This window comes from Kosakonia oryzendophytica (assembly GCF_027886705.1).
Classification (GTDB): Bacteria; Pseudomonadota; Gammaproteobacteria; order Enterobacterales; family Enterobacteriaceae; genus Kosakonia; species Kosakonia oryzendophytica.
Genome location: NZ_CP115659.1, coordinates 17721 through 40679 on the forward strand (window position 1 = coordinate 17721; position 22959 = coordinate 40679).

The 22959-nt window shown below is 54.1% G+C and carries 23 protein-coding genes; 11 read left to right on the forward strand and 12 right to left on the reverse strand.

All coding sequences use genetic code 11. The features are described 5' to 3' along the window. Position 1 precedes the first annotated feature (1 nt). Complete coding sequence (locus O9K67_RS00085) at positions 2–1318, reverse strand: D-serine ammonia-lyase (RefSeq protein ID WP_061492414.1); 1317 nt, start codon at positions 1316–1318, stop codon at positions 2–4. Between the two features lie 161 nt (positions 1319–1479). On the opposite strand from O9K67_RS00085, the gene O9K67_RS00090 reads away from it, so the two are divergent. Further along, on the forward strand, positions 1480–2568 hold the full coding sequence (locus O9K67_RS00090; RefSeq protein WP_170933824.1) for a cellulase family glycosylhydrolase: 1089 nt from the start codon (positions 1480–1482) through the stop codon (positions 2566–2568). Here the strand turns inward: O9K67_RS00090 and emrD are convergent. The 3 genes from emrD to tisB form a co-directional block, all read right to left on the reverse strand. Then, the gene (emrD, locus tag O9K67_RS00095) at positions 2471–3655 is read right to left on the reverse strand and encodes a multidrug efflux MFS transporter EmrD (protein ID WP_061492415.1); all 1185 of its coding nucleotides are present in this window, start codon (positions 3653–3655) and stop codon (positions 2471–2473) included. The genes O9K67_RS00090 and emrD overlap by 98 nt on opposite strands. 177 nt (positions 3656–3832) lie before the next feature. After that, positions 3833–4666, reverse strand: a complete 834-nt coding sequence (locus tag O9K67_RS00100; RefSeq protein WP_061499667.1) for a DMT family transporter — start codon at positions 4664–4666, stop codon at positions 3833–3835. Positions 4667–4785: 119 nt separating this feature from the next. After that, positions 4786–4875, reverse strand: a complete 90-nt coding sequence (gene tisB / locus O9K67_RS00105) for a type I toxin-antitoxin system toxin TisB (protein WP_061492416.1) — start codon at positions 4873–4875, stop codon at positions 4786–4788. A 512-nt stretch (positions 4876–5387) separates the two neighbouring features. On the opposite strand from tisB, the gene ivbL reads away from it, so the two are divergent. From ivbL to ilvN, 3 genes are all read left to right on the forward strand, one after another. Continuing rightward, positions 5388–5486, forward strand: a complete 99-nt coding sequence (gene ivbL / locus O9K67_RS00110) for an ilvB operon leader peptide IvbL (protein ID WP_134319157.1) — start codon at positions 5388–5390, stop codon at positions 5484–5486. A 105-nt stretch (positions 5487–5591) separates the two neighbouring features. Further along, complete coding sequence (gene ilvB / locus O9K67_RS00115; protein WP_061492417.1) at positions 5592–7280, forward strand: acetolactate synthase large subunit; 1689 nt, start codon at positions 5592–5594, stop codon at positions 7278–7280. Positions 7281–7283: 3 nt separating this feature from the next. Then, complete coding sequence (ilvN, locus tag O9K67_RS00120) at positions 7284–7568, forward strand: acetolactate synthase small subunit (RefSeq protein WP_061492418.1); 285 nt, start codon at positions 7284–7286, stop codon at positions 7566–7568. Positions 7569–7601: 33 nt separating this feature from the next. Here ilvN and O9K67_RS00125 read toward each other — a convergent pair whose 3' ends face one another. Then, a complete protein-coding gene (locus O9K67_RS00125) occupies positions 7602–8399 on the reverse strand; it encodes a DeoR family transcriptional regulator (protein ID WP_061492419.1) in 798 nt (265 codons plus the stop codon). 216 nt (positions 8400–8615) lie between these two features. Here O9K67_RS00125 and rbsK point away from each other — a divergent pair, with 216 nt between their 5' ends. The 3 genes from rbsK to O9K67_RS00140 all read left to right on the forward strand — a co-directional run bounded on the left by rbsK (position 8616) and on the right by O9K67_RS00140 (position 11963). Further along, positions 8616–9536, forward strand: a complete 921-nt coding sequence (rbsK, locus tag O9K67_RS00130; RefSeq protein WP_061492420.1) for a ribokinase — start codon at positions 8616–8618, stop codon at positions 9534–9536. An 86-nt stretch (positions 9537–9622) separates the two neighbouring features. Continuing rightward, positions 9623–10939 (forward strand): L-fucose:H+ symporter permease, encoded by a 1317-nt coding sequence (gene fucP / locus O9K67_RS00135; RefSeq protein ID WP_061492421.1) that lies wholly within the window; start codon positions 9623–9625, stop codon positions 10937–10939. A 10-nt stretch (positions 10940–10949) separates the two neighbouring features. After that, on the forward strand, positions 10950–11963 hold the full coding sequence (locus O9K67_RS00140; protein ID WP_061492422.1) for an aldose 1-epimerase family protein: 1014 nt from the start codon (positions 10950–10952) through the stop codon (positions 11961–11963). A 33-nt stretch (positions 11964–11996) separates the two neighbouring features. Here O9K67_RS00140 and O9K67_RS00145 read toward each other — a convergent pair whose 3' ends face one another. After that, complete coding sequence (locus tag O9K67_RS00145) at positions 11997–12899, reverse strand: LysR family transcriptional regulator (RefSeq protein ID WP_061492423.1); 903 nt, start codon at positions 12897–12899, stop codon at positions 11997–11999. Positions 12900–13002: 103 nt separating this feature from the next. Here O9K67_RS00145 and O9K67_RS00150 point away from each other — a divergent pair, with 103 nt between their 5' ends. The 3 genes from O9K67_RS00150 to nepI all read left to right on the forward strand — a co-directional run bounded on the left by O9K67_RS00150 (position 13003) and on the right by nepI (position 15497). Next, complete coding sequence (locus O9K67_RS00150) at positions 13003–13455, forward strand: DUF1198 domain-containing protein (protein ID WP_061492424.1); 453 nt, start codon at positions 13003–13005, stop codon at positions 13453–13455. Positions 13456–13552: 97 nt separating this feature from the next. Further along, positions 13553–14086: an SRPBCC family protein gene (locus O9K67_RS00155; RefSeq protein WP_061492425.1), complete on the forward strand. Its 534-nt coding sequence runs from the start codon at positions 13553–13555 to the stop codon at positions 14084–14086. A gap of 226 nt (positions 14087–14312) precedes the next feature. Then, positions 14313–15497, forward strand: coding sequence for a purine ribonucleoside efflux pump NepI (gene nepI / locus O9K67_RS00160; RefSeq protein WP_061492426.1), 1185 nt, complete (start codon positions 14313–14315; stop codon positions 15495–15497). Positions 15498–15549: 52 nt separating this feature from the next. On the opposite strand, the gene O9K67_RS00165 is transcribed toward nepI, so the two are convergent. The 6 genes from O9K67_RS00165 to O9K67_RS00190 form a co-directional block, all read right to left on the reverse strand. Then, positions 15550–16455 carry an EamA family transporter gene (locus O9K67_RS00165; protein ID WP_061492427.1) on the reverse strand — a complete coding sequence of 302 codons (906 nt, stop codon included), beginning with the start codon at positions 16453–16455 and terminating at the stop codon, positions 15550–15552. 111 nt (positions 16456–16566) lie between these two features. Then, positions 16567–17946: a carbohydrate porin gene (locus tag O9K67_RS00170; protein WP_061492428.1), complete on the reverse strand. Its 1380-nt coding sequence runs from the start codon at positions 17944–17946 to the stop codon at positions 16567–16569. 148 nt (positions 17947–18094) lie between these two features. After that, entirely contained in the window at positions 18095–18397 is a 303-nt protein-coding gene (locus O9K67_RS00175; protein ID WP_170933823.1) for a PTS lactose/cellobiose transporter subunit IIA, read from the reverse strand. 6 nt (positions 18398–18403) lie between these two features. Further along, positions 18404–19792, reverse strand: coding sequence for a glycoside hydrolase family 1 protein (locus O9K67_RS00180; RefSeq protein ID WP_061492430.1), 1389 nt, complete (start codon positions 19790–19792; stop codon positions 18404–18406). Between the two features lie 37 nt (positions 19793–19829). Continuing rightward, on the reverse strand, positions 19830–21158 hold the full coding sequence (locus O9K67_RS00185; RefSeq protein WP_061492431.1) for a PTS sugar transporter subunit IIC: 1329 nt from the start codon (positions 21156–21158) through the stop codon (positions 19830–19832). Positions 21159–21170: 12 nt separating this feature from the next. Then, entirely contained in the window at positions 21171–21485 is a 315-nt protein-coding gene (locus O9K67_RS00190; protein ID WP_061492432.1) for a PTS sugar transporter subunit IIB, read from the reverse strand. A 294-nt stretch (positions 21486–21779) separates the two neighbouring features. Here O9K67_RS00190 and O9K67_RS00195 point away from each other — a divergent pair, with 294 nt between their 5' ends. After that, positions 21780–22736 carry a LacI family DNA-binding transcriptional regulator gene (locus O9K67_RS00195; RefSeq protein ID WP_061492433.1) on the forward strand — a complete coding sequence of 319 codons (957 nt, stop codon included), beginning with the start codon at positions 21780–21782 and terminating at the stop codon, positions 22734–22736. The last annotated feature ends 223 nt before the right edge of the window (positions 22737–22959 follow it).

Here is a 22959-nt window from a genome sequence, read left to right on the forward strand (position 1 = left end):
TTTATCGCGCTGTTGCCAGATACTGTGCCATCTCGTCAGCAGGCACCATACCGCCGCCGGTCGCCCATACCAGATGCGTGGCCTGTGCGAGTTGACTGTTGCTGAACCCGTGTAGCCGATGGTAAGTCGTATCGGTGCAGATCTGCTGTGGCCCGGCCATCCCTGCCAGCGCCGAGGGCTCCAGTTGAATGCCCTCTTCCTGCGAAAGCCAACTGAGCAGGCTATAAAGCGTGCGATCATCGACGGTGTAGAAACCATCCAGCAGGCGCTCCATTGCCCGACCGACAAAGCCGGAGGCGCGCCCTACCGCCAGTCCATCGGCGGCAGTCAGGTTATCTATCCCCAGATCCTGCACGGCAATGCCGTCATGCAAGCCGGTATAAACCCCTAACAACATGCACGGGGAGTGCGTCGGTTCTGCGAAAATACAGTGTACATCATCGCCAAAAGCCAGTTTCAGACCGAATGCCACACCACCGGGGCCGCCGCCCACGCCGCAAGGCAGATAGACAAACAACGGGTGCGCGCGATCGATGACTTTACCGAGGCGGGTAAATTGATCTTTGAGGCGCTGCCCGGCGACGGCGTAGCCTAAAAACAGCGTGCGCGAGTTTTCATCATCGATAAAAAAGCAGTTTGCATCGTTCGCCGCCGCCAGCCGCCCTTGTTCAACGGCGACACCGTAATCCTCTGCGTATTCCACTACCTTCACGCCGTGGCTGCGCAATTTGGCCTTTTTCCACGCCCGCGCATCGGCAGACATATGCACAGTGACGTTAAAACCGAGGCGCGCGCTGATGATGCCAATCGACAGGCCGAGGTTGCCGGTGGAGCCGACGGCAATGCTGTACTGGCCGAAAAAGCGTGCGAACGTCGGTGACAACAGCTTGCCGTAATCATCCTGTTCACTCAGTAACCCGGCGGCAATAGCGAGTTTTTCTGCATGCGTCAGAACTTCATAAATGCCACCCCGGGCTTTGATCGAGCCGGAAATCGGCAAGTGGCTGTCTTTTTTCAGCCATAATTCGCCGGTTACTGCCGGGCCAATACGACGCTGCATCGCGGGGATCGGCACCACCTCCGATTCAATAATGCCCTGGCTTACGGCCGTTTCCGGAAAGGCCTGCGCCAGAAACGGCGCAAAACGGGCAAGACGTGCGTGTGCGTCGTGAACATCTTGCGCACTCAGGCCAACATGCGGCAAAGCCTGCGCAACAGAGGTAGTATTAGGGTTAAACCAGCGCGTTTCTTGCAGGTCGATCAGTTGCTTAACCAGCGGGTACTGCTGGATGAGTTTCTCAATATCGGCGTTTTTCATCGGTTCACTTTTGTCGGGAGTGGATGCGTAAAGAAAACAGGAATACGCTGTGGGCGCAAGTATGGAGAGTCAGTGAGAATTTATTACGCTTTGGCGCTACACCTGGGGCGCCAAAGCATGATAAATACATGTAATCACCCCTAATTTTCGCAAGGTCAACTGTGTTAAAGCCACTGATTACTGCTGTTATGTTGCTGGCGACAACCCCTGCGTTTGCCGCCGATACTCCGCTAACGGCGGCGCATTACGCGCAACAGTTAGGGGTGGGAATGGACGTCGACTGGGCGCGCACTGACCGCGGTATCCGCGAATTTGATCCGCTGATTGTGCGCGACTTTTATAACGTTGGGATCCGCCATGTCCGCATTCGTGTGGCTGACCCGATGACGGAAGCTCGCTTAATCCACCTGCGTAAACTGGTGGAAGCTTGTGAAGAGTACGGTGTGATCCCGGTGATCTCCTACCAGGCAGACAGCTTTAAAGCCGACCCGGATGCAAAAAACGAAGCTCAACTGGTGGCATGGTGGAGCACCGTCGCCACGTTTTTTGGCACAGATCACCCGATGCTCGGTTTTGATGTCATTTATGAACCGGCCGATAAACTCAACCATGATTTGCCTGCGCTCAACCGCGCCTATGAAAAAGTCGTCAAAACCCTGCACGATATCGATCCTCAGCGCATGATTTTTATTGCGCCGCGTATGCGTGCAGCACCGGAAGACCTGACTTCTCTGAAGTTGCCAGCACGCAGCCAGAGTTATTTACTGGCGGAGTGGCATATCTTCCCGTGGGGACCGCTGAAAAATAACGGTAAATACCCGTGGACGTCGGGCACGGCGGCGGAGAAAGCAGCGATCCGCGGGCGCATTAACCTTGCTCTGCACTGGCAGCAGAAAACCGGTCATGCCAGCTGGGTTGGGGGATGGGCGGTAGGTGAGTCGATGAAAAGCATGCCCACGGAGTCGCAAATGGCGTTCGCCAACTTTATGGCTTGCGAATTGAGTCGGGCGAAAATCCCTTATGCCATTAATGCGGACACGCAGTTTTACGATGGCGAAGAGGGTGCATGGCGGCCCGCGCCGGAGCCGCTGCTGAAAGTGATGATCACGCCGGAGTGTGAAAAGCCCGACGTGAAGCCGGGCCACCATGAAGCTAGATCATCTGCTCATGGCGCGCAGAGCGCGACGCCAGCGGTAGCCAGCACAACAGAATCAAAAGAGCCGCCAGCGTCATCAGCATCCCAAGGCTAAACTGGCCGTTTTGCGGCAGTTGGGCTGACAACCACGCCAGACCACCGGAGCCGATGTTCTGTAAGCCGCCGACCAGCGCACCGGCAGTGCCTGCCAGAAACGGGAAGGGCTCCATTGCGCCGCTGGTCGCCAGAGGGAACAGCATCCCGGCACCGAAGAAGAACAGTGCAGCGGGAACCAGTAGCGTCCAGATGGTCATCACCCCAAACCAGCCGGGGATCCACATCATTAACCCGGCCGCCAGGCAACTGATCACCGATTGCCACATCAGGGAAGAGAAACGTTTGTTCTGCCGACCAGCAAACCACGCGCCGAAAAACGCCGCCGGGATTGGCAGAATAAACAGAATGCTTACCGTCATGCTGTTGAGACCTAATACGCCGCCCATCAATACGCCGGAGCTGGCCTCAAACACCGCAATCCCCGCCAGTCCGCCAATCAGCATCAGCAGATAGCAGTTAAATGCGGTATTGCCGAACAGGACCTTGTAGCTGTCCATCAGTCGCATGCGTGGCGCTTCGGTGGGCCGGGTTTCCGGCATCCAGCGCGCCATGCTGAAGGTCACCACCGCGCACAGTGCCAGCAGGAAAACAAAACAGGCGCGCCAGTTCACCAGCGTATTCAGTACCCCGCCGATTAACGGCGCCAGTAAAGGACTCACCAGAATGCCCATATTCAACAGGCTGTTGGCATGCCGCAGTTCGGTACCGGCGTAAAGGTCGCGCGGCAACGTTCGAGCCATCACACCGCCGACGCCGGTACCGACGCCCTGAAGCGCGCTGGCGAGGATTAGCACCGTTAAGCTGTGGGTGGTGATGGCAATCACCGTCGCCAGCATAAAGATGGTCATCCCGGCGAGGATCACCGGGCGACGCCCGATGCGGTCCGCCAGCGGACCATAAAAAAGCTGTGATACGCCGTAGGTCAGCAGGTAGGCCGCCATCACGCTTTGCACCGCTCCTTCACGGACATTCAGGTCGTGTGCCATATCGGCAATGGCCGGAATATAAATGGTTTGCGCCATCTGCCCGACGGCGACCAGGAGCACCAGCATCAATAACAAATTGACGTTTCTCTGCCTTTTCATTTCGCTGATTACTTTTAGAAAATGGGAAATTAAAGAATAAGTTGCTGCTGTACAGCCTTAATGCGAGAGGAATCTACCACAGTAAGATGACAGAACCACTATGGAAGGCAGCAAAGACAACGCTGCATCAGGCAGGATTTGTAAACAATATTCGGCAACTTTTGTTGCCAGTTTGCATCATGAAAGGCGCAACAAAATAGCGCCGGCGGCAATGCCAAACGCTGCGGCTATACGCAGTCCGGCGACGTTCTCTTTTAACAGCACAAAGGCAATAATCGCGCCGAACAGAATCGACGTTTCGCGCAGTGCGGCCACCACCGCCAACGGCGCTTGCGTCATGGCCCACAGGGCCAGCCCATAAGATCCCATGGTGCCAATACCGCCAGGCAGACCTATTTTCCAGTTGGCAACCAGATAACGGCTCACCGCTTGCCGCCGCGCCAGCATTGCCCAACACAACAAGCAAAATCCGTTGAGGAAAAAGGTCCACAGTGAGTAACCCAGCGCAGATCCTGCGAGGCGCACGCCGGTACCGTCTACCAGCGTATACCCGGCAATAAAGCAGGAGTTGAGCAGCGCCAGCCAAATTCCTTTGCGTGACTGGTTTCGCCCATTAAACGCCATGCCGAGAATGGAGAGGCAAACCACGGCAATCCCTCCCCATGCGGTGAAGGAAAGCGAATCACCCAATATCAGCACGCTTATCACCGCCACCAGCAATGGTGCAGTGCCACGCATCAGGGGGTAGGTCTGGCTCATGTCTGAAACCTGATACGTTTTTGCTACCAGTACGGTGTAAACCACCTGCAACGCGCAACTTGCCGCGAGATACGGCGCGCTGGCAAGGTCAGGTTGGGGGGAAAAGGGGAGTAAAATCAGCGCAATGAATGACGCAGAGCCACTTACGGCGATAGCAGAATAGAGTTTATCGCTGCCTGCTTTCACAATGGCGTTCCAGCTTGCGTGTAGCAGGGCGGCGAACAGCAGAATGCAGAAAACAGAAAAAGTCATAATGGGTTGCGTCAGTGGAGTGTCAGCAAAAGGTAACATGCTGCTGTGCATTGAAGCCAGATGACGGGTGTTAAAGAGGGGCGGTTTCCCGCCCCTCTTTTGTGCGGCTTGAACCTGAATTACCGCAGGTATTTCAGGACGGCATCAAGCAGTTGCAGTAACGCAACAATGAGTTTCAGGATCAGAATCGTCATCTCCATTCCGCCCATACGCTTCTCCTCGGGTTAAGGAGCACCGGCTGACGTACCTTTCCGCTGCCTGTTGTCAGCCTTGTTGTTGGCGTAACGCAGTGTGCTCTCATTAGGGTTAAGGTACTGACGGCACCACCCGTTTCAGCCAGGACTTTATCTGCGCCGTAGAACAGCGGCCCCCACACACCGATTACAAGGTCAGTATATATTAATACTGTTTATATATACAGTATTATCTGGACGATTTTCGCGCCGTGAACCATAATGAATGCGGGGTAAACCGCCCGAAAATTGCGCGAATACTAAAATTGCCGTATAGTTTCGCTGTTGACGTAACGCAGTGTGTTTTGCGGCGACCAACCGCGAAAAGCTGTTAAAAACCTCGCTCCGGCGGGGTTTTTTGTTTTCATGCCCTGTGCAAACAAACGTGATCTATGGCTCACTTTTCTGCCGGTGCGTAAAAAGCAGTTGTCGGCGGCTAAAACCTGTGCTTGTATAAATCCTGTTAACTTATGACAGACAGGTCCCTAATGAACACTTCCACGATGTCGATGAACCTACTAAAAACCGCGCATAACGCCGCGGTGGTCGTCGTGCGTGTGGTGGTGGTCGTCGGCAATGCGCCGTAGGGTCCGGAACAACACACGATTCCAAAACCCCGCCGGCGCAAACCGGGCGGGGTTTCTTGTTTTAGCCTCCCTGGAAAGTCGGCCCAGAACAATAAGGACTGGAGCATGGCAAGTTCGGGCACAACATCACCATCGACGCGCTACACCGGCGCGCAACTGATAGTTCATTTACTGGAACGTCAGGGCATTACCACGGTAACGGGTATCCCTGGTGGTACGGTTCTCCCTTTATACGACGCATTAAGTCAGAGTAAGCAGATCCGCCATATCCTCGCCCGTCACGAGCAAGGGGCCGGATTTATCGCCCAGGGCATGGCCCGCACGCAGGGAAAACCGGCAGTATGTATGGCCTGTAGCGGGCCGGGTGCTACCAATCTGGTGACTGCCATCGCCGATGCGCGCCTCGACTCTATTCCGCTGATTTGCATTACCGGCCAGGTTCCGGCTTCAATGATTGGCACAGACGCCTTTCAGGAAGTCGACACTTACGGCATCTCTATCCCCATCACAAAACATAACTACCTGGTGCGCGACATTGCCGAACTGCCGCAGGTGATCAGCGATGCGTTCCGCATTGCGCAGTCTGGTCGTCCTGGCCCGGTGTGGATAGATATTCCTAAAGATGTGCAGACCGCAGAAATCACCTTGAGCGAATTGCCGGAAGCGGGCGGTAAAGCCCCTGCACCTGCGTATAATGCGCAAAGCGTGCGTGACGCCGCTGACATGATTAATGCCGCGCAGCGCCCGGTGTTGTACCTGGGCGGCGGGGTGATTAACGCGCCGGAACAGGTTCGCCTGCTCGCGGAGAAAGCCAATCTGCCGACCACCATGACGCTGATGGCGCTGGGCATGCTGCCGAAGCAACATCCGTTGTCATTGGGCATGCTGGGTATGCACGGCGCACGCAGTACCAACCATATCCTGCAGGAAGCGGATCTGCTGGTAGTGCTGGGTGCGCGTTTTGATGACCGGGCGATCGGTAAAACTGAGCAGTTCTGTCCGAACGCCAATATCATTCATGTGGATATCGACCGTGCGGAGCTGGGGAAAATCAAGCAGGCGCATGTGGCTATCCAGGGGGATGTGGGCGAAGTGCTGGATGCGTTGATCCCGCACGTGGAAGCGCAGTCGCGTCATAGCTGGCGCAACCTGGTAGCGCAGTTACAGCAGGAGTTTCCGGGCAACATTCCTCAGGCGGGCGATCCGTTAACCCACTATGGGCTGATCAACGCGGTTGCCGCGTGTGTGGACGATGAGGCCATTATTACCACGGACGTTGGTCAGCATCAGATGTGGGCGGCGCAGGCTTATCCGTTGAACCGCCCACGCCAGTGGTTGACGTCTGGCGGTCTGGGAACCATGGGCTTCGGTTTACCCACCGCGATCGGTGCTGCACTGGCGAACCCGACGCGCAAGGTTATTTGCTTCTCCGGTGACGGTAGCCTGATGATGAACATCCAGGAGATGGCCACCGCTGCGGAAAACAATCTGGATGTGAAAATCATTCTGATGAATAACGAAGCGCTGGGGCTGGTACACCAGCAGCAGAGCCTGTTCTACAAACAAGGCGTGTTTGCGGCAACCTATCCGGGAATGATTAATTTCACCCAGATTGCCGCCGGTTTTGGTCTGCATACCTGCGATTTAAACGCCGTTGCCGATCCTCAGGCGGCCTTGCAGGCGATCATTGATCGTCCCGGCCCCGCACTGGTCCATGTACGCATCGACCCGCAAGAAAAAGTGTACCCGATGGTGCCGCCAGGCGCGGCGAATACAGAAATGGTGGGGGAATAAGCCATGCATGCAACTGATAACGTCATTCTTGAACTCACCGTGCGCAACCATCCGGGCGTCATGACTCACGTCTGCGGGTTGTTTGCCCGTCGGGCATTTAACGTGGAAGGCATTCTCTGTTTGCCGCTACAACGTGGTGAGCAGAGCCGCATCTGGCTACAGGTCGCTAACGATCAGCGTCTGGAGCAGATGATCAGTCAGATAGATAAACTCGAAGACGTGGTGCAAATCATCCGTCACCCGACCGATCCCGGTGTGTTTAATAAGCTTGGCCTGTTTTTCGAGTAACCGTGGACGTAACCCGGTGCCTTGTGCACCGGGTCAGAGGGTCGCTTCGCTGTCGGAATCCGGTGTAATCACTTTCACAAACGCATTGCGGCAGTGCGCCGGGTACTCTGGCGGCAGCGGCCGATCGCTCACCAGCACGTCAAACGCTGAAAGCGGGGCAATGCTGGCAGGCGCCACTTCATCAAACAGTGCGTAACGCGCCAGTAAAATTTTGCGCATGCCGTGCGCCATCGCTTTGCGCTTGATGGGTAAATCATCAATGTTGAACCAGGTTACGCCATAGTGTTCATGCACGCCGCTGGCGGAAATAAAGGCTTTGCGCGGATTCAACGCATCCAGCAACGAGTGGTTGTCCGGCGCATAGAAGGCATCGCTTTTAGCGCGATAGGTACCGCCGCATAACATGGCGGTGGCGTTCGGTTTGGCGTTCAGCGCCATAAACACCTGGTGGGAATAGCAAATGCCGGTAAAAGTGATTTCATCCGGTATCATGCTGATGACCAACGGCATTTCCGGTCCGTTATCAAAGAAGACCAGATCGTTTTCGTTCACCAGTCCGGCGGCCAGGATGGCGATCGGTAAATCATCTTTATGGTGCGGGCGAGCAGCAATAGCGTTCGTCGCTGGGGTGGGAGCGGCTGGTTTATTCACCATCACAATGTAACCACCTAATAGCGCCAGCGGCAGCGGTTCATCTTCCTGGCTGAAATCCCGGCGGATCGTCATCACCGACACTTCCAGCATCCGCGCTGCGTCTTTCAGGTGGATACGGTCCGTCTTTTTCAGCAGTTCCACCAGGCGGCGGATACGCTCTTTTTGCTTGGTTTCCATTCAGTTGTTCTCCTGCTCACCTCTTATGTTCCTATAGTAACATTTAAATGTTCGTGCTGGATATGTGCTTAATCCGAGGATATGCAGTAACTGTGACGAAAGTGGCAGGCAAAGCCGGATCCCGTAATCGCGAGCGGAGTCACAAATGATACTAAAATAACATGATAATGTTACGATAATATCATTGTTATGTGATTGTTTCAGAGAGGGACTAAAATGGATATCGCCGTTATTGGCTCCAACATGGTGGATCTCATCACCTATACCCATCAGATGCCGAAAGAGGGAGAAACGCTGGAAGCACCTGCCTTCAAAATTGGCTGTGGCGGCAAAGGCGCAAACCAGGCGGTTGCCGCAGCGAAACTCAACTCGAAAGTGTTGATGCTGACCAAAGTGGGCGATGATATTTTTGCCGACAACACCATCCGCAACCTCGAGTCCTGGGGCATTAACACCACCTATGTTGAGAAAGTCCCCTGCACCAGCAGCGGCGTCGCGCCGATTTTTGTTAACCCTAACTCCAGTAACAGTATTTTAATTATCAAAGGGGCGAACAAATTTCTTTCTCCGGAAGATATTGATCGCGCTGCGGAAGACCTTAAAAAATGCAAACTGATTGTGCTGCAACTGGAGGTTCAATTAGAGACGGTTTACCACGCGATTGAATTCGGTAAAAAACATGGCATCGACGTATTATTAAATCCGGCACCGGCACTGCGTGAATTAGATATGTCTTATGCCTGCAAGTGTGATTTCTTTATACCGAATGAAACTGAGCTGGAAATTCTTACTGGCATGCCGGTGGATAATTATGACCATATTCGTGTGGCGGCCCGCAGCCTGATTGATAAAGGGCTGAACAATATTATTGTCACTATGGGGGAAAAAGGCGCACTGTGGATGACCCGCGATCGTGAGTTGCATATTTCGGCCATAAAAGTGAATGCTATTGATACCAGCGGCGCTGGTGATGCGTTTATCGGCTGTTTTGCCCACTACTATGTACAAAGCGGTGATGTGGAAACCGCCATGAAGAAGGCCTCACTCTTCGCCGCGTTCAGCGTGACGGGTAAAGGCACACAATCATCTTACCCGAGTATTGAGCAGTTTAATGAGTTTCTGACGTTCAATGAATAATCACGCCTGAATTATTGCGGCTGTGTTTAATAAAATACAGCCGGTAATACCTCAGGCCGGTACCCTGCAAAATTAAAGGTAGCACTATGAACGAAAAAAATATCGTTCAGATGCCCGATGGCTATCTGAATAAAACGCCATTGTTCCAGTTTATTCTGTTATCCTGTTTATTCCCGTTATGGGGATGTGCCGCTGCATTAAATGACATATTAATTACACAGTTTAAAAGTGTTTTCTCATTAAGTAATTTTGCTTCCGCATTAGTACAGAGTGCATTTTATGGTGGTTATTTCTTAATTGCCCTTCCGGCCTCGCTGGTTATCAAAAACAGCAGTTATAAGATGGCGATTTTAATCGGCCTGACGTTGTATATCGTGGGTTGTACGCTGTTCTTTCCTGCCTCTCATATGGCGACCTACACCATGTTTCTGGCGGCGATTTTCGCCATTGCCATCGGTCTGAGTTTTCTTGAAACCGCCGCCAATACTTACAGTTCGATGCTGGGGCCAAAAGCGCAGGCCACGTTGCGTCTGAATATCAGTCAGACCTTCTACCCGATTGGTGCGGCATCCGGCATTTTGCTGGGGAAATATTTGGTGTTTTCCGACGGCGATAGTCTGCAAAAACAGATGGCGGGCATGACGCCGGAGCAGATCCATCACTTTAAAGTCCTGATGCTGGAAAACACCCTCGAACCGTATAAGTACATGATTATGGTGCTGGTTGTGGTGATGGCGCTGTTTATGTTCACCCGCTTCCCGGCATGCAAAGTGGCGCAAACCGCCGCACATAAACGCCCGTCTGCGCTGGACACGCTGCGTTATCTGGCAACCAATAGCCGCTTTCGTCGTGGGATCCTCGCGCAGTTTCTGTATGTGGGGATGCAGGTTGCTGTCTGGTCATTCACCATTCGTCTGGCGCTGGAACTGGGGGATATCAACGAGCGCGATGCCTCGAACTTTATGGTGTACAGCTTCGCCTGTTTCTTTATTGGCAAGTTTGTCGCCAACATGTTGATGACGCGTTTTAACCCGGCGAAAGTCCTCATTATGTATGCGATCGTTGGCGCGCTGTTCCTTGCCTATGTTGCGCTGGCGCCGAGCTTCAGCGCGGTCTATGTAGCGGTGGCGGTCAGTGTGCTGTTCGGACCCTGCTGGGCGACCATCTATGCCGGTACGCTGGATACGGTGGATAACGAACATACCGAAATGGCGGGCGCGGTGATTGTGATGGCAATTGTCGGCGCAGCCGTGGTGCCAGCGGTGCAGGGATACGTGGCGGATATGTTCCACTCGCTACAGCTCTCGTTCCTGGTTTCTATGCTGTGCTTTGTCTACGTCGGTGTTTATTTCTGGCGTGAGAGTAAAGTGCGCCGTGAACTGACCGAAGCGACGGCTTCTTAAGGAGATGATGATGACCACACGTCTGGCGCTCTGGCGTGAGTTGTTTACTGCGCAGCCGCGCATCCTTCTGGAAAACCGTGACTTTACCGTCAGCGCGTTTCGCTATCCGGGCGGAATTGAAGCGCTGAAAATGGAGAATGCCCGCGGCCATCTGCTGGTGCTGCCCTGGCTGGGGCAGATGATCTGGGATGCGTATTTCGATGATCGATCCCTGACCATGCGTAACATGTTCAGCCAGCCGAAACCAGCACAGCAGATTGTGGAAACTTACGGCTGCTTTGCGTTCCACTCCGGGCTGCTGGCGAACGGTTGTCCATCACCGGAAGACACGCACGCCCTGCACGGTGAAATGGCGTGCGCATCGATGGACGAGGCCTGGCTGGAGCTGGAAGGGGACACGCTCCGCCTGAGCGGGCGCTATGAGTATGTGATGGGGTTTGGCAATCACTATCTGGCGCAGCCGTCGGTGGTGCTGCGCAGCAACAGCGCGTTGTTTGCTATTGAGATGGCGGTGACTAATCTGGCGTCTGCCCCGATGCCGCTCCAGTACATGTGCCATATGAATTACGCGTATGTACCCCAGGCAACGTTCAGTCAGAACCTGCCGGAAGACGCATTGACGCTGCGCGAGTCGGTGCCAGCACATGTGAAACCAACGGAGCAGTGGCTGGCTTTTAACCGCCGTTTACAGCAGGGTGAAGCAACGCTGACTGCACTGACGCAACCGGCGTTTTACGATCCGGAAATTGTCTTTTTCGCCGATAAGCTCAACCGTTACACCGATGTGCCGACCTTCCGGATGCACGGCCCGGATGGCGTAACGTATCTGACGCGTTTTTCCAGCCGTGAGTTTAACTATGCTACCCGCTGGATCCTTTACAACGGCGACCAGCAGGTGGCGGCCTTTGCCCTGCCTGCCACTTGTCGCCCGGAAGGATTCCTTGCGGCGCAGCGCAATGGCAGCTTGCTGACGTTGGCGCCAGGGGAAACGCGGCAGTTCCACGTCACAACCGGTATTGAGTAACCCTCTCGTTGATGCGCCCGTGATCCGGGCGCGTTAGCCCTGACTGGTTTCCAGCAGCACGTTACGCAACCACTGGTGTGCCGGATCGCGGTGAGTACGTTCGTGCCAGGTCATGGTTTTCGTAAAACCCGGCACCGGCAGAGGCGTTGCCAGCGTGCTCATGCCTTCGGTCAGATTGGCGAGCCGCTGTGGCACAACGGCCACCATATCGCTGGCTGCCAGGATGTCTGGCAGGATCAGAAAGTTACCCACCGACACGCTCACACGCCGCGTTCTGCCCTGTGCCGCCAGCGCTTCATCCACCACGCCGCGAAAGCGGTCGCCATCCCACGAGACCAGCGCATGCTCCAGCGCACAGAATCTGTCCAGCGATAAACTTTCCCGCGCGGCATCCGGGTGGTTGGCGCGCATCATGCAAACAAAACGCTCATCAAACAGCGCCCGGCTATGTAGCTCTGGCGGTGTGCTGTAGGGCGTCATTAAGGCCACATCAATCTCACCGCGTTCAAGCTGGCTCACCAGTTGCCGGGGCTCGACCGGTTCTACGCGTACGCGGATGCCCGGCGCTTGTGTTTTTAACGCCGCAATAAACGGCACGATCACCACTTTGAGCGCGTAGTCCGTAGCGGCCAGCGTCCAGGTAAGCGTGGCTACCTGCGGGTCGAACGCGATGGGTTTCAGTAACAGGTCAATGTCTTCGAGGATGCGTTTGACCGGGGCCGCCAGCGCGTGTGCGCGAACCGTTGGCACCATACCGTGCGGCGCGCGAATAAACAGCGGGTCGGCAAAGTAGTCGCGCAGTCGCGTCAGCATGCCGCTCACCGCCGGTTGGGTTAACGAAAGACGCGCCGCTGCACGCGTGACGTTTCGCTCATCCAGCAGCGCATCAAGGGTTTTAAGCAGGTTGAGATCGAGGTTTCTGATATCGTTATTCATGATGATGACCCGGTCAGTCGATAACAAAGATTATCGCATTTACGACTGTCCGTGGCGTGCGTTTTACCCGTATGATGAGCCTCTTTTCTGCTCAGGAGCGGTTATGATTTGGTTGATGCTGGCAACGCTGGTGGTTGTTTTTGTGATTGGTTTCAGGGTATTAACCTCCGATTCCCGCCGTGCGATACGCCGCCTCACCGACCGACTTACGCTCCAGCCCGTGCCAGTCGAATCGATGATCGACCAGATGGGCAAAACCGCAGGGGGGGAATATCTGGCTTATCTGGCGCGCCCGGACGAGGCCCACCTGCAAAATGCGGCGCAGGTGTTGCTGATCTGGCAGGTATGCATTGTCGACAGCAGCGAGCAAAACTTGCAGTACTGGCATCGGCTGATGCAAAAAGGGCGGCTGGCGGCACCGATTACCGATGCGCAGGTACGCCTGGCACTCGGTTTTTTACGTGAGCTGGAGCCGGATAACGCCGAGCTGAACAATTTCCAGATGCGCTATAACGCGTTATTTATTCCCGAAGACGGTGTGCACTGGCTGCACTGATATCACGCTGCGTTATAACGTTTATCAAAGATAACCATTAGATTTATAACACTGCGCTACGCATAGTGGCCCTCGTTAATTACTGACGAGGTACACCATGACGCAATCACTGACCCAAAGCGCGATAATCTGGCCGCAAGACTACCTGCCGGGCACCACCGATAACTTTACCTCCAACGAAATCATTGTCGCGGGGTTAACGGCGCAGGAGATTTGGGCGCAACTGAACGACACTACCCTCTGGCCGACCTATTACAGCAATGCGCAGGATATCCGTTTCCATGACGGTAGCGGCCCGCTGTTAAGCGCCAACGCCCGTTTTCGTTTTACCACTTTCGGTTTCCCGGTGGAGGCGCAGGTGAGTGAATATGTGCCGCCTGTGGAAGGCCAGGCCGCGCGTATTGCCTGGTATGGCTGGGTTGAAGGTGACGCCAGCTCACGGCTGGACGTGATCCACGCCTGGCTGTTTGAGGATTTACCCGGCGGGCGTGTCCGCATCCTGACGCAGGAGTCGCAACGCGGCGTACCAGCGCAACAGCTTGCCAGCACCGTACCGAACCCGATGATCAACGCGCACCAGGAGTGGATAGTCGGCCTGGCGACCGCAGCGCGTAACGCGCGAACTGCGTAATTTCCTCCTCTTCCTGCGCCTCTCGCCGTAGGGGGAGGGAATAACCTCCCGACTTTCTGGGGCGCGGGTGAGATATGTGGTGGTTTTCCCCCTCTCCCTTCCAGGGAGAGGGCCGGGGTGAGGGTCAACTGCCTCCGGGTAAAGAGTTGCCAAATTGTTAATTGCGTCACAGATTATGAATGTTACACTGCGCGACTTTCACGAATAAAAACTAAGCGGGTGATACATGACTGAGCAATCTGTGACGCAATCTTCAACGGATGCGGTAATTCGCCCTAACTGGTCCGCCGTCTTTGCTGTGGCGTTTTGTGTGGCGTGTCTGATCACGGTGGAGTTTTTACCGGTCAGCCTGCTCACGCCAATGGCACTGGATCTCGGCGTTTCTGAAGGGGTCGCCGGGCAAACCGTGACCGTAACTGCTTTTGTCGCCATGTTCGCCAGCCTGTTTATTACCACCGTGATCCGTGCGATGGACCGGCGGTATGTGGTACTGGCCTTTGCCGTATTGTTAACCCTCTCCTGCCTGCTGGTCTCTTTTGCCAATAGCTTTACGCTGCTGCTGGCAGGACGCGCTTGCCTCGGGCTCGCGTTAGGTGGTTTCTGGGCAATGTCGGCCTCACTGACCATGCGGTTGGTACCGGCGCGCACTATCCCGAAAGCGCTGTCAGTGATTTTTGGCGCAGTGTCTATTGCGCTGGTGATCGCCGCGCCGCTTGGCAGTTTCCTGGGCGGTATTATCGGCTGGCGCAACGTGTTCAATGCCGCCGCATTGATGGGGTTCGCTTGTATTGCCTGGGTATGGATGGCGCTGCCGTCGTTGCCGGGTAAAACTGAGCATCACCAGAATATGTTTGGCCTGCTCAAACGCCCGGGAGTGGCGGCGGGAATGCTGGCGATCTTTATGGTCTTCGCCGGGCAGTTCTCGTTTTTTACCTATATTCGCCCTGTGTACATGAACCTGGCTGGGTTTGATGTCGATGGGCTTACGCTGGTGTTGCTGAGCTTTGGTATTGCCAGTTTTGTCGGCACTTCGATCTCGCCGATGGTGATGAAGCGCTCGGTGAAAATGGCACTGGCGCTGGCGCCACTCACGCTGGCGGCAAGTGCGTTGGTATTGATCTTCTGGGGTTCCGATAAAGTTGTTGCTGCTGGCATCGCCATTATCTGGGGACTGGGGTTTGCGCTGGTGCCGGTTGGCTGGTCAACGTGGATCACCCGTTCGTTGGCCGATCAGGCGGAGAAAGCCGGTTCCATTCAGGTGGCGGTGATCCAGCTTGCCAATACCTGTGGTGCGGCGATTGGCGGTTTTGCACTGGATCACTACGGGCTGCTGTCGCCGCTGGTACTGTCCGGTAGTCTGATGTTACTGACCGCACTGTTGGTGGCAGCAAAAGTGAAGGTCAGAGCGTAACGTAGAATGCATACAGGCCTGATAAGCAACGCGCTATCAGGCCTTGTGACTATCAGGCTGCGACCCGTACTTTGCGGCGGGAATCGAGCGAAATGAGCATCACCGATGAGACAATCAATAGCGTGCCCAGCCAGTCTGGCAGGGAGAACGCCACCCCCAACAATACCACCGAGAGCAGGGCGCTGCTCAGCGGTTCGGCACAACTGAGAATGCTGGCTTTCGAACCGCCAATGAGTTGCGCGCCTTTCAGATAAAGGCTGAACGTGAGCGCCGTGCCGATCACCACCAGGTAGAAAAACGCCATCAACAGGCGGCCATCGACAACAAAATCCCCCCCTTGCCCACCAAAGAACGGGGTCAGCATCAGCCCGGCCAGCAACATACTCCAGCCGACAATCGGCAACGTGCCGTAACGGGCGATAAGCGCTGCGGGATAGGTGGTATAGAACGCGGCAGAAAATGCCGAGACAATTCCCCACAGCAGCGCTTCCGGAGAAATAGAGAGCGACGTCAGTTTGCCATGCGTCACCAACAGAAAGGTGCCAAGCAGCGAGGTGAAAATGGCGGATGCCACGGGCAGCGTTGGTCGGGCTTTACGCACCAGCGCAAACCAGGCCACGATAATCGTCGGCGACAAAAATTGCAGTACCGTCGCGGTGGCGGCGTTAGATTTTTCAATGGTCAATAAAAAGGTGAGCTGCACAATCAGTGCGCCAAACAGCGAGAAAAACAGCAAACTGAAGGTGTCTTTGCGGCTTTTGAGGATCGCGAAAATCTTGTCGCCATGCACAAACGAGAGCGTTAACAAAATCACGCCGGTGAACAGCAGTCGCGTCATGGTTAACCACGGCGACGAAATATGACTCTTCTCCATAATGTACTGCGCACACACCCCGGAGCTGCCCCATAATACGGCCGCTGCCAGTACACAAAGCATCCCTTTTTTCGTGGAACCCATCTTCTAACTCAACTCTGTCATGCTGATTGCTTATTAATAAGGCGCGCATCATAACACATGTACAGAGTTTAGCCGGAGGCGGCTGAGGGGGACCGCCTCCGGTTTTTTACATCAGAACCAGGCTTCCCACATCGCGCCGACGTTAAAGGAATCGAGCGTCGTGTCGGTCGTGCCGTTGACGCGTGAGGTGCGTTTGTTATCCACTTCGCCGCCGGTTACATAGAAGCGCAGCATCGGGCGGAATTCAGGCCCCATCGCGATAGAAATGTTCTGCGAGAGGGTGACTTTCCAGCCGTGGTTGTCGCCGCCATCGTCATAATCGACGCGCTGATAACCCGCTTCCAGCCAGGTGGAGTGCACATCGTTCCACCAGTGCATCGGGCGCACAATTACGCCATAGTTGCGGCGGTTATCCGCTTTATTGGCGCTGTTATCGTAATCATGGAACGCCAGCAAGTAGTCCACTTGCGTCTGCCGGGAGAACTTGTAACTGCCCTCAAAGCTGGTGTAAATCGCTTTCAGATCGTCGGTTTTATTAAATACGCTGTTGTCGGCGTTATCGGAGTAGCGGGCGATCACTTTATTTACCCCGTGATCGTTGGTGTGGCTGAGCACCACGCCGCCCTGCCAGGCTTTCAGACGATCTTCGCTTTCAATCGCTTTTGAGTCGAAACCGTAGTTGGCGTAAATCTCCAGATCGAGCGGCCCGACCTTCATACCGTGAATTTTCGAGGTGACGGCATAGTTGCCTTTATCACCGACGTTCGAACTACCGGTACAGGTTATGCGCGACGGGTTGGCTTCATCTTCCAGCACTTCCGGGCTACAGGATTCGACCGCGCCGACGGCGGCCACATCAAACTGCACGCCGCCAATATCGAAGTTTTTCACCCCGGCACCCTGTCCGTCGTGGTTCATCCAGAAGTAGTCGTTGATCCCCTGTTGTGGACGCTGGTGGAAGTCACGCCCTGCCCAGAAGTACGCATTCGGGTTGGAGGCCAGCAGGTTGGTGACGCCGGCATAGGCTTTTTTCAGGTTAACTTCATCACCCCAGTGGTCAAACATCACGTTGACGTCCCAGATTGCGCCGTTACCGCTTTTAAACGCCTTGGAGAGCTGGAATTCACCGCCGTTGCCTTCGTTACCCAGACGACCAATGGCTGAAGCGCCATTATAGGAGCCATCAACACCGACATATTTCTGATCGCCAGTCTGGAAATGTGCACCATAACGGGCGTAGCCGCTGAATTTCAGGCCATAGGGAATGGCCATATCCGGTGTTTGCGCCGTGCTTTGTGGTTCGACGATGACATCCGCTTTTTTATTGATGGCGGCGTCCATTTTAGCCTGACGGTCCGCCAGAGCTTTATCCACCGCTTTGGCGACGATGGCATCTATTTGCTCTTGGGTAAATTCTTGAGCGAAGACGGATCCAGAGCAAAGGGTAGCCGCAACCGCCAGCGCCACTGGAAGTTTTTTATTTATTCTCATGGTTATCTCAATGTAGTAAGTTGTTCTCAGACAATAACCTTCCGTTCCTCAGAGGACAGAAAATATTGCCATCATCAAAACAAAATGCTTTATTTTAGTAACTCGGGTACAGAATAATTAAGATTTACCGTAATCAATTCTCCATTCATTAACGTTGATAGAGCTGGATTATTTCCTCCGATAATTCACGCGCCAGCAGCGAGGTCATTAAATGATCCTGGGCATGCACCATAATTAATGTCATGGGCTGTCGGGCTTCTCCGGCATCCTGTTCAATTAATTTTGTTTGCATCTGGTGCGCCTGACGGGAATACCCGTCGGCTTCACGCAGCAGATTACGCGCCTCTTCCATGTTGCCTTCCCTTGCCGCACGCAGCGCTTCAAAGCACAGGCTGCGCGACTGTCCGGCGTTGACGATAATCTCCATTACCGCTTCTTCAAGTGCGACCATAATAATTTAATCCTGATTAAAACCATTATGAGCAGCGGTTGCTGCGAACCACTCTCCGCTTTTCTTAATGGTACGTTGCTGGGTTTCCAAATCTAACTGCACAAAACCGTAACGGTTTTTATAGGCATTACACCATGACCAGTTATCAATAAATGTCCACATATGATAACCGAGGCAATTACAACCCTCGCTAATACCTTTATGTAACCAGATCAGATGATCACGAATAAAGGTGATACGATAACTGTCGTTAATTTGCCCGTTTTCAATAAAACGTTGTTCATTCTCAACCCCCATACCGTTTTCAGAAATAAAACAGCGTGGGTTGCCATAATTTACGCGCAGGTTGGTAATAATATCGTAAATACCGGGTTCATAAATTTCCCACCCGCGATAGGGGTTCATTTTGCGGCCTGGCATTTCGTAATAATCAAACAACCACTCTGGCATAAACGGCGATGCGGGATTAACCGCGCTGTCCCGGCACTTTACCCGCCGCGGCTGGTAATAGTTAATGCCGAGCAGATCGATTTTCCCTTCTGCAATGAGCGAAATATCCTCCGGCTGGCAGGCGGGAAGCTGATCGTACTCTTTCAGCAGCGCCACCAGGTCAGCGGGATACTCGCCACGCAGTACCGGGTCGAGAAAACTGCGGTTAAACAACAAGTCTGCATAGTGCGCCGCTTGCAGATCCGCCGGATGTTGCGAACGGGGATACGATGGCGTCAGGTTCAGTACAATGCCAATTTCACCGGAATAATGCCCGGCGCGAAACGCGCGTACTGCGCTGGCATGGGCCAGAACCGTGTGGTACGCCACCGTGGCGGCACGTTTGAAATCCACCACGTTTGGGTAATGGAAATCGTACAGATACCCGCCTTCTACGGGCACGATGGGTTCGTTAAAGGTAAACCAGTGCTGAACCCGGTCGCCGAACAGCTCAAAACAGATTTGTGCGTAGCGGCTGAATGCCTGCACCACTTCCCGGTTTTCCCAGCCGCCTTTTTCCTGCATCACCATCGGCATATCGAAGTGAAACAGCGTGATAAACGGCGTAATGCCCTGCGCCAGCAGTTCGTCGATCACCGCGTTGTAAAATTCCACCGCCTGCGGATTCACTTCGCCGGTTCCGTCCGGGATCAGACGCGCCCAGCTGAGCGACGTACGAAAACTGTTGTGATTGAGCTGCTTTAACAGCGCGACATCCTGCCGCCAGTGGCGGTAAAACGTAGACGTCTCCTGCGGCCCAATCTGCTGGTGAAAGCGCCAGGGTTCCCGGGCGTACCAGGCATCCCATGTCGTGGCGCTTTTCCCGCCCTGCTGGCTTTCCCCTTCGGTTTGCAGTGCGGAACACGCGCTGCCCCACCAGAAGTTTGCGGGAAATACGTATTTCATTACCGACTCCTTTTCGTTACTGCTTATGCGTTACGGCTTAGTTACTGCGGACGGTTTCCGTCATCGGCGCGGTGTTTTGCGCTTTTTGTTCCTCTGTTTTCATCAGCGAACGCTCGTAAGCGCGCAGGAACGGCAGGTACATCAGCGCAGACATCACCATACAAATCAGGCACATCACCACCGGGCTTAGGGCCCAGTTTGCGGCCCATGACGCACCAATCGGCGCGGGCGTTGTCCACGGCGTTAGCGAAACCACCTGCGCCAGCAAGCCCATTTTGGTGGCGGTCCAGGCCAGTACGGCATTAACCAGCGGCACGCAGACGAACGGGATAAACAGCATCGGGTTCATGATGATTGGCGCACCGAACAGGATCGGTTCGTTGATGTTGAAAAAGCTCGGCACTACGCCCATTTTGCCGATAGTACGCAGATGTGCGACGCGGCTGCGCAGCAGCAGGAAGGCCAGCGGAAGCGTGGAACCGACGCCGCCAATCAGCAGGTAGTGATCCCAGAACCCTTGCAGATAAACGTGGGGCAGCGCAGCACCCGCAGCCAGTGCAGCCTGGTTGGCGGAGAGGTTTGCCATCCAGAACGGGTTCATGATGCCGGTAACAATCAGTGAACCGTGGATCCCGGCGAACCAGAAGATTTGGCACAGCAGCACAGACAGCAGAATAGCAGGCAGAGAGTCGGATGCGGACACCAGCGGCTCCAGCAGGTGCATAATCGCCTGCGGTAGGATCATGCCGGTTTGCGCTTCAATAAACAGGTTCAGCGGGTGCAGTGTCCCAATGATCACCAGTACCGGAATGAGGATTTCAAACGAGCGGGCAACCCCGGTCGGCACCTCTTTCGGCAGGCGAATGGTGATGTTGTGCTGTTTCAGCCAGGCATAAACGCGGGCGGAATAAATCGACGTCAGCAGCGCGGTAAAAATCCCCTGTCCGGAAAGGTACTGGGTGGAGATTTTGCCGTCTGCGTACGGCGCGGCCACCAGCAAAAACGCCATAAACGCCAGCAAGCCTGTCATCACCGGGTCGAGATTAAACTGGCGACCGAGGCTGGCGCCGATACCGACGGAGATAAAGAACGTCATTACCCCCATACTGAGGTTAAACGGCAGCATCAGTTGCGCACGATACTCGGTGGAGAAATCAAGCCAGGCGCGGGCGAAACCGACGGTGGTGTCAGCGGAGAATGGCGGGAAGATAAACACCAGCATAAACGAGCCGATGATCATAAACGGCAGTGCAGCGGTAAAACCGTCGCGGATAGCGATAACATATTTTTGCTGCCCAAGACGACCGGCCAGCGGCGTAATGGTTTGCTCAATAACCGTAATCATTGATTGATATAAGGAACTCATAAGAACACCTTGTTAATGTGCCGCTTCAATCAGCGACAGAGCATAGTCCAGCACCTTTTCGCCACGTTGCATGCCGTAATCCATCGGGTCGATGGGTTGTACCGGAATGCCCTGAGCGGCGGCCTTTTCTGACAGCGTTTTTAACATGTATTTTACTTGTGGTCCGAGAAGCACAACCTGATAACGCGGAAACTGCGTGTCAAATTCCGCCACACCGTACGCGTCGATCTCCACCGGTAATTCGCGTTCCTTCGCTGCTTCCAGCATCTTCCTCACCAGCAAGCTGGTGGACATCCCGGCTGAGCAACACAACATAATCCTGTACATCGTCATTCATCCTCGAAATGTAAATAGTTATTGCGGAGGTGATTGGACATCATACGGAAACCGGTTTCCATTTCTTCGGGATAGAAGTGTGATTGCTGTCAATATCTGATGATTACAAGGCCCGGTTATTGGATTTTCATCACAGATTTCGATGATGAATTGATAGCAAAAATGACAAAACGGAAAAACGGTTTCCATCAAAAACGGAAACCGTTATACTGCGAACGGCTAGATTTTGGTCGTTGCTGTAATTGGAATTTGCAGGTGCGGTAATGCGCCTGTCTGGGGAGAAAGATGTCTACAATCAACGATGTATCACGTTTAGCTGGGGTGTCCAAAGCCACAGTCTCACGGGTGTTGAGTGGTTCGCGCGGCGTTAAGGAAGCCAGTCGCCTCGCGGTACTGAAAGCGGTTGATGAGCTGAACTACCGGCCCAACGTTATCGCGCAGTCCTTGCTCAGCCAGTCGACAGGCTGCATCGGTGTTATTTGCGCTCAGGACAATATCAACCAAACCACCGCTTACCTTTACGCGCTGGAAAAACATTTAAGCCAGAGCCAGAAACATTTGCTGTTACGCTTCGCCAACAGTAAGGCGGAAGTGATGAGCGCCCTGGATGAGCTGACCTGCGGGCTGTGTGACGATGTGTTGGTTATCGGCGCGCGCTTCCCGCTTCATATCGACGATGAAAATGTCATTCTGGTGGATTGTGTGGAATCCGCGACGACCACGCCGAACAGTATTCAGTTCGATCACGCGTTTGCGGCGGAAACGGCTTGTAATTATCTGATTAGCCAGGGTCGTCGACAAATCGCGCTGATTCACCCCAACAGTGCCGCAGCCGATCAGGTTTTATTGGGTTATAAGCTGGCGCTGGAAAACAATTTCCTGCCGTTTAACCGCAACCTGGTGTTTATGGATGATACCTCTTCATCGGTAGCGCTTCAGGTGTTACTTAATAACGCCACGACGTTGAATTTCAACGCATTACTGGTAGCAGACGAGCAGGAAGCGCAGCGGGTTATTCCTCAGTTGCAGGCGTTTAATAAAACCGTCCCTGGCGACATTATGGTGTTTAGCCTTGCCGGTTCGCTGCATTTACCGGGTATTCCAACGATCCCGGCCATTGAATATTCGATGGATGCGATGGCCGCGAAAATCGTTGCCTGGTTGAATGAGAAAACCCAAAGCGTGCTGGGTTCGTACCGGGTGCGCGGGGATTTAATTATTCCCGATGTTCGTAAACGTTAGCGTCAGGTAATAACGTGGCACTAAGGCCTCCCTATGGAGGCTTTTTTATTGCCTTGTGAAAAACCTTTATTATTCTCATCGTCTATATGAATGAGGATATATCCTGAATTAATCCTAAATTTTTATGAGAAATAGCCGTTTTCCTTATCAGTATATTGCTTTGTAATTTGTTCCATAGGAATATACTCAAAACCAATAATTAATAACCACTTAACCCAAATTT

Bases quoted from the DNA above. Each gene is read 5' to 3' on its own strand.
- O9K67_RS00085 (WP_061492414.1), bottom strand. From the start codon at position 1,318: ATGAAAAACGCCGATATTGAGAAACTCATCCAGCAGTACCCGCTGGTT.
- emrD (WP_061492415.1), bottom strand. From the start codon at position 3,655: ATGAAAAGGCAGAGAAACGTCAATTTGTTATTGATGCTGGTGCTCCTG.
- O9K67_RS00100 (WP_061499667.1), bottom strand. From the start codon at position 4,666: ATGACTTTTTCTGTTTTCTGCATTCTGCTGTTCGCCGCCCTGCTACAC.
- tisB (WP_061492416.1), bottom strand. From the start codon at position 4,875: ATGGGCGGAATGGAGATGACGATTCTGATCCTGAAACTCATTGTTGCG.
- ivbL (WP_134319157.1), top strand. From the start codon at position 5,388: ATGAACACTTCCACGATGTCGATGAACCTACTAAAAACCGCGCATAAC.
- ilvB (WP_061492417.1), top strand. From the start codon at position 5,592: ATGGCAAGTTCGGGCACAACATCACCATCGACGCGCTACACCGGCGCG.
- ilvN (WP_061492418.1), top strand. From the start codon at position 7,284: ATGCATGCAACTGATAACGTCATTCTTGAACTCACCGTGCGCAACCAT.
- O9K67_RS00125 (WP_061492419.1), bottom strand. From the start codon at position 8,399: ATGGAAACCAAGCAAAAAGAGCGTATCCGCCGCCTGGTGGAACTGCTG.
- rbsK (WP_061492420.1), top strand. From the start codon at position 8,616: ATGGATATCGCCGTTATTGGCTCCAACATGGTGGATCTCATCACCTAT.
- fucP (WP_061492421.1), top strand. From the start codon at position 9,623: ATGAACGAAAAAAATATCGTTCAGATGCCCGATGGCTATCTGAATAAA.
- O9K67_RS00140 (WP_061492422.1), top strand. From the start codon at position 10,950: ATGACCACACGTCTGGCGCTCTGGCGTGAGTTGTTTACTGCGCAGCCG.
- O9K67_RS00145 (WP_061492423.1), bottom strand. From the start codon at position 12,899: ATGAATAACGATATCAGAAACCTCGATCTCAACCTGCTTAAAACCCTT.
- O9K67_RS00150 (WP_061492424.1), top strand. From the start codon at position 13,003: ATGATTTGGTTGATGCTGGCAACGCTGGTGGTTGTTTTTGTGATTGGT.
- O9K67_RS00155 (WP_061492425.1), top strand. From the start codon at position 13,553: ATGACGCAATCACTGACCCAAAGCGCGATAATCTGGCCGCAAGACTAC.
- nepI (WP_061492426.1), top strand. From the start codon at position 14,313: ATGACTGAGCAATCTGTGACGCAATCTTCAACGGATGCGGTAATTCGC.
- O9K67_RS00165 (WP_061492427.1), bottom strand. From the start codon at position 16,455: ATGGGTTCCACGAAAAAAGGGATGCTTTGTGTACTGGCAGCGGCCGTA.
- O9K67_RS00170 (WP_061492428.1), bottom strand. From the start codon at position 17,946: ATGAGAATAAATAAAAAACTTCCAGTGGCGCTGGCGGTTGCGGCTACC.
- O9K67_RS00175 (WP_170933823.1), bottom strand. From the start codon at position 18,397: ATGGTCGCACTTGAAGAAGCGGTAATGGAGATTATCGTCAACGCCGGA.
- O9K67_RS00180 (WP_061492430.1), bottom strand. From the start codon at position 19,792: ATGAAATACGTATTTCCCGCAAACTTCTGGTGGGGCAGCGCGTGTTCC.
- O9K67_RS00185 (WP_061492431.1), bottom strand. From the start codon at position 21,158: ATGAGTTCCTTATATCAATCAATGATTACGGTTATTGAGCAAACCATT.
- O9K67_RS00190 (WP_061492432.1), bottom strand. From the start codon at position 21,485: ATGTACAGGATTATGTTGTGTTGCTCAGCCGGGATGTCCACCAGCTTG.
- O9K67_RS00195 (WP_061492433.1), top strand. From the start codon at position 21,780: ATGTCTACAATCAACGATGTATCACGTTTAGCTGGGGTGTCCAAAGCC.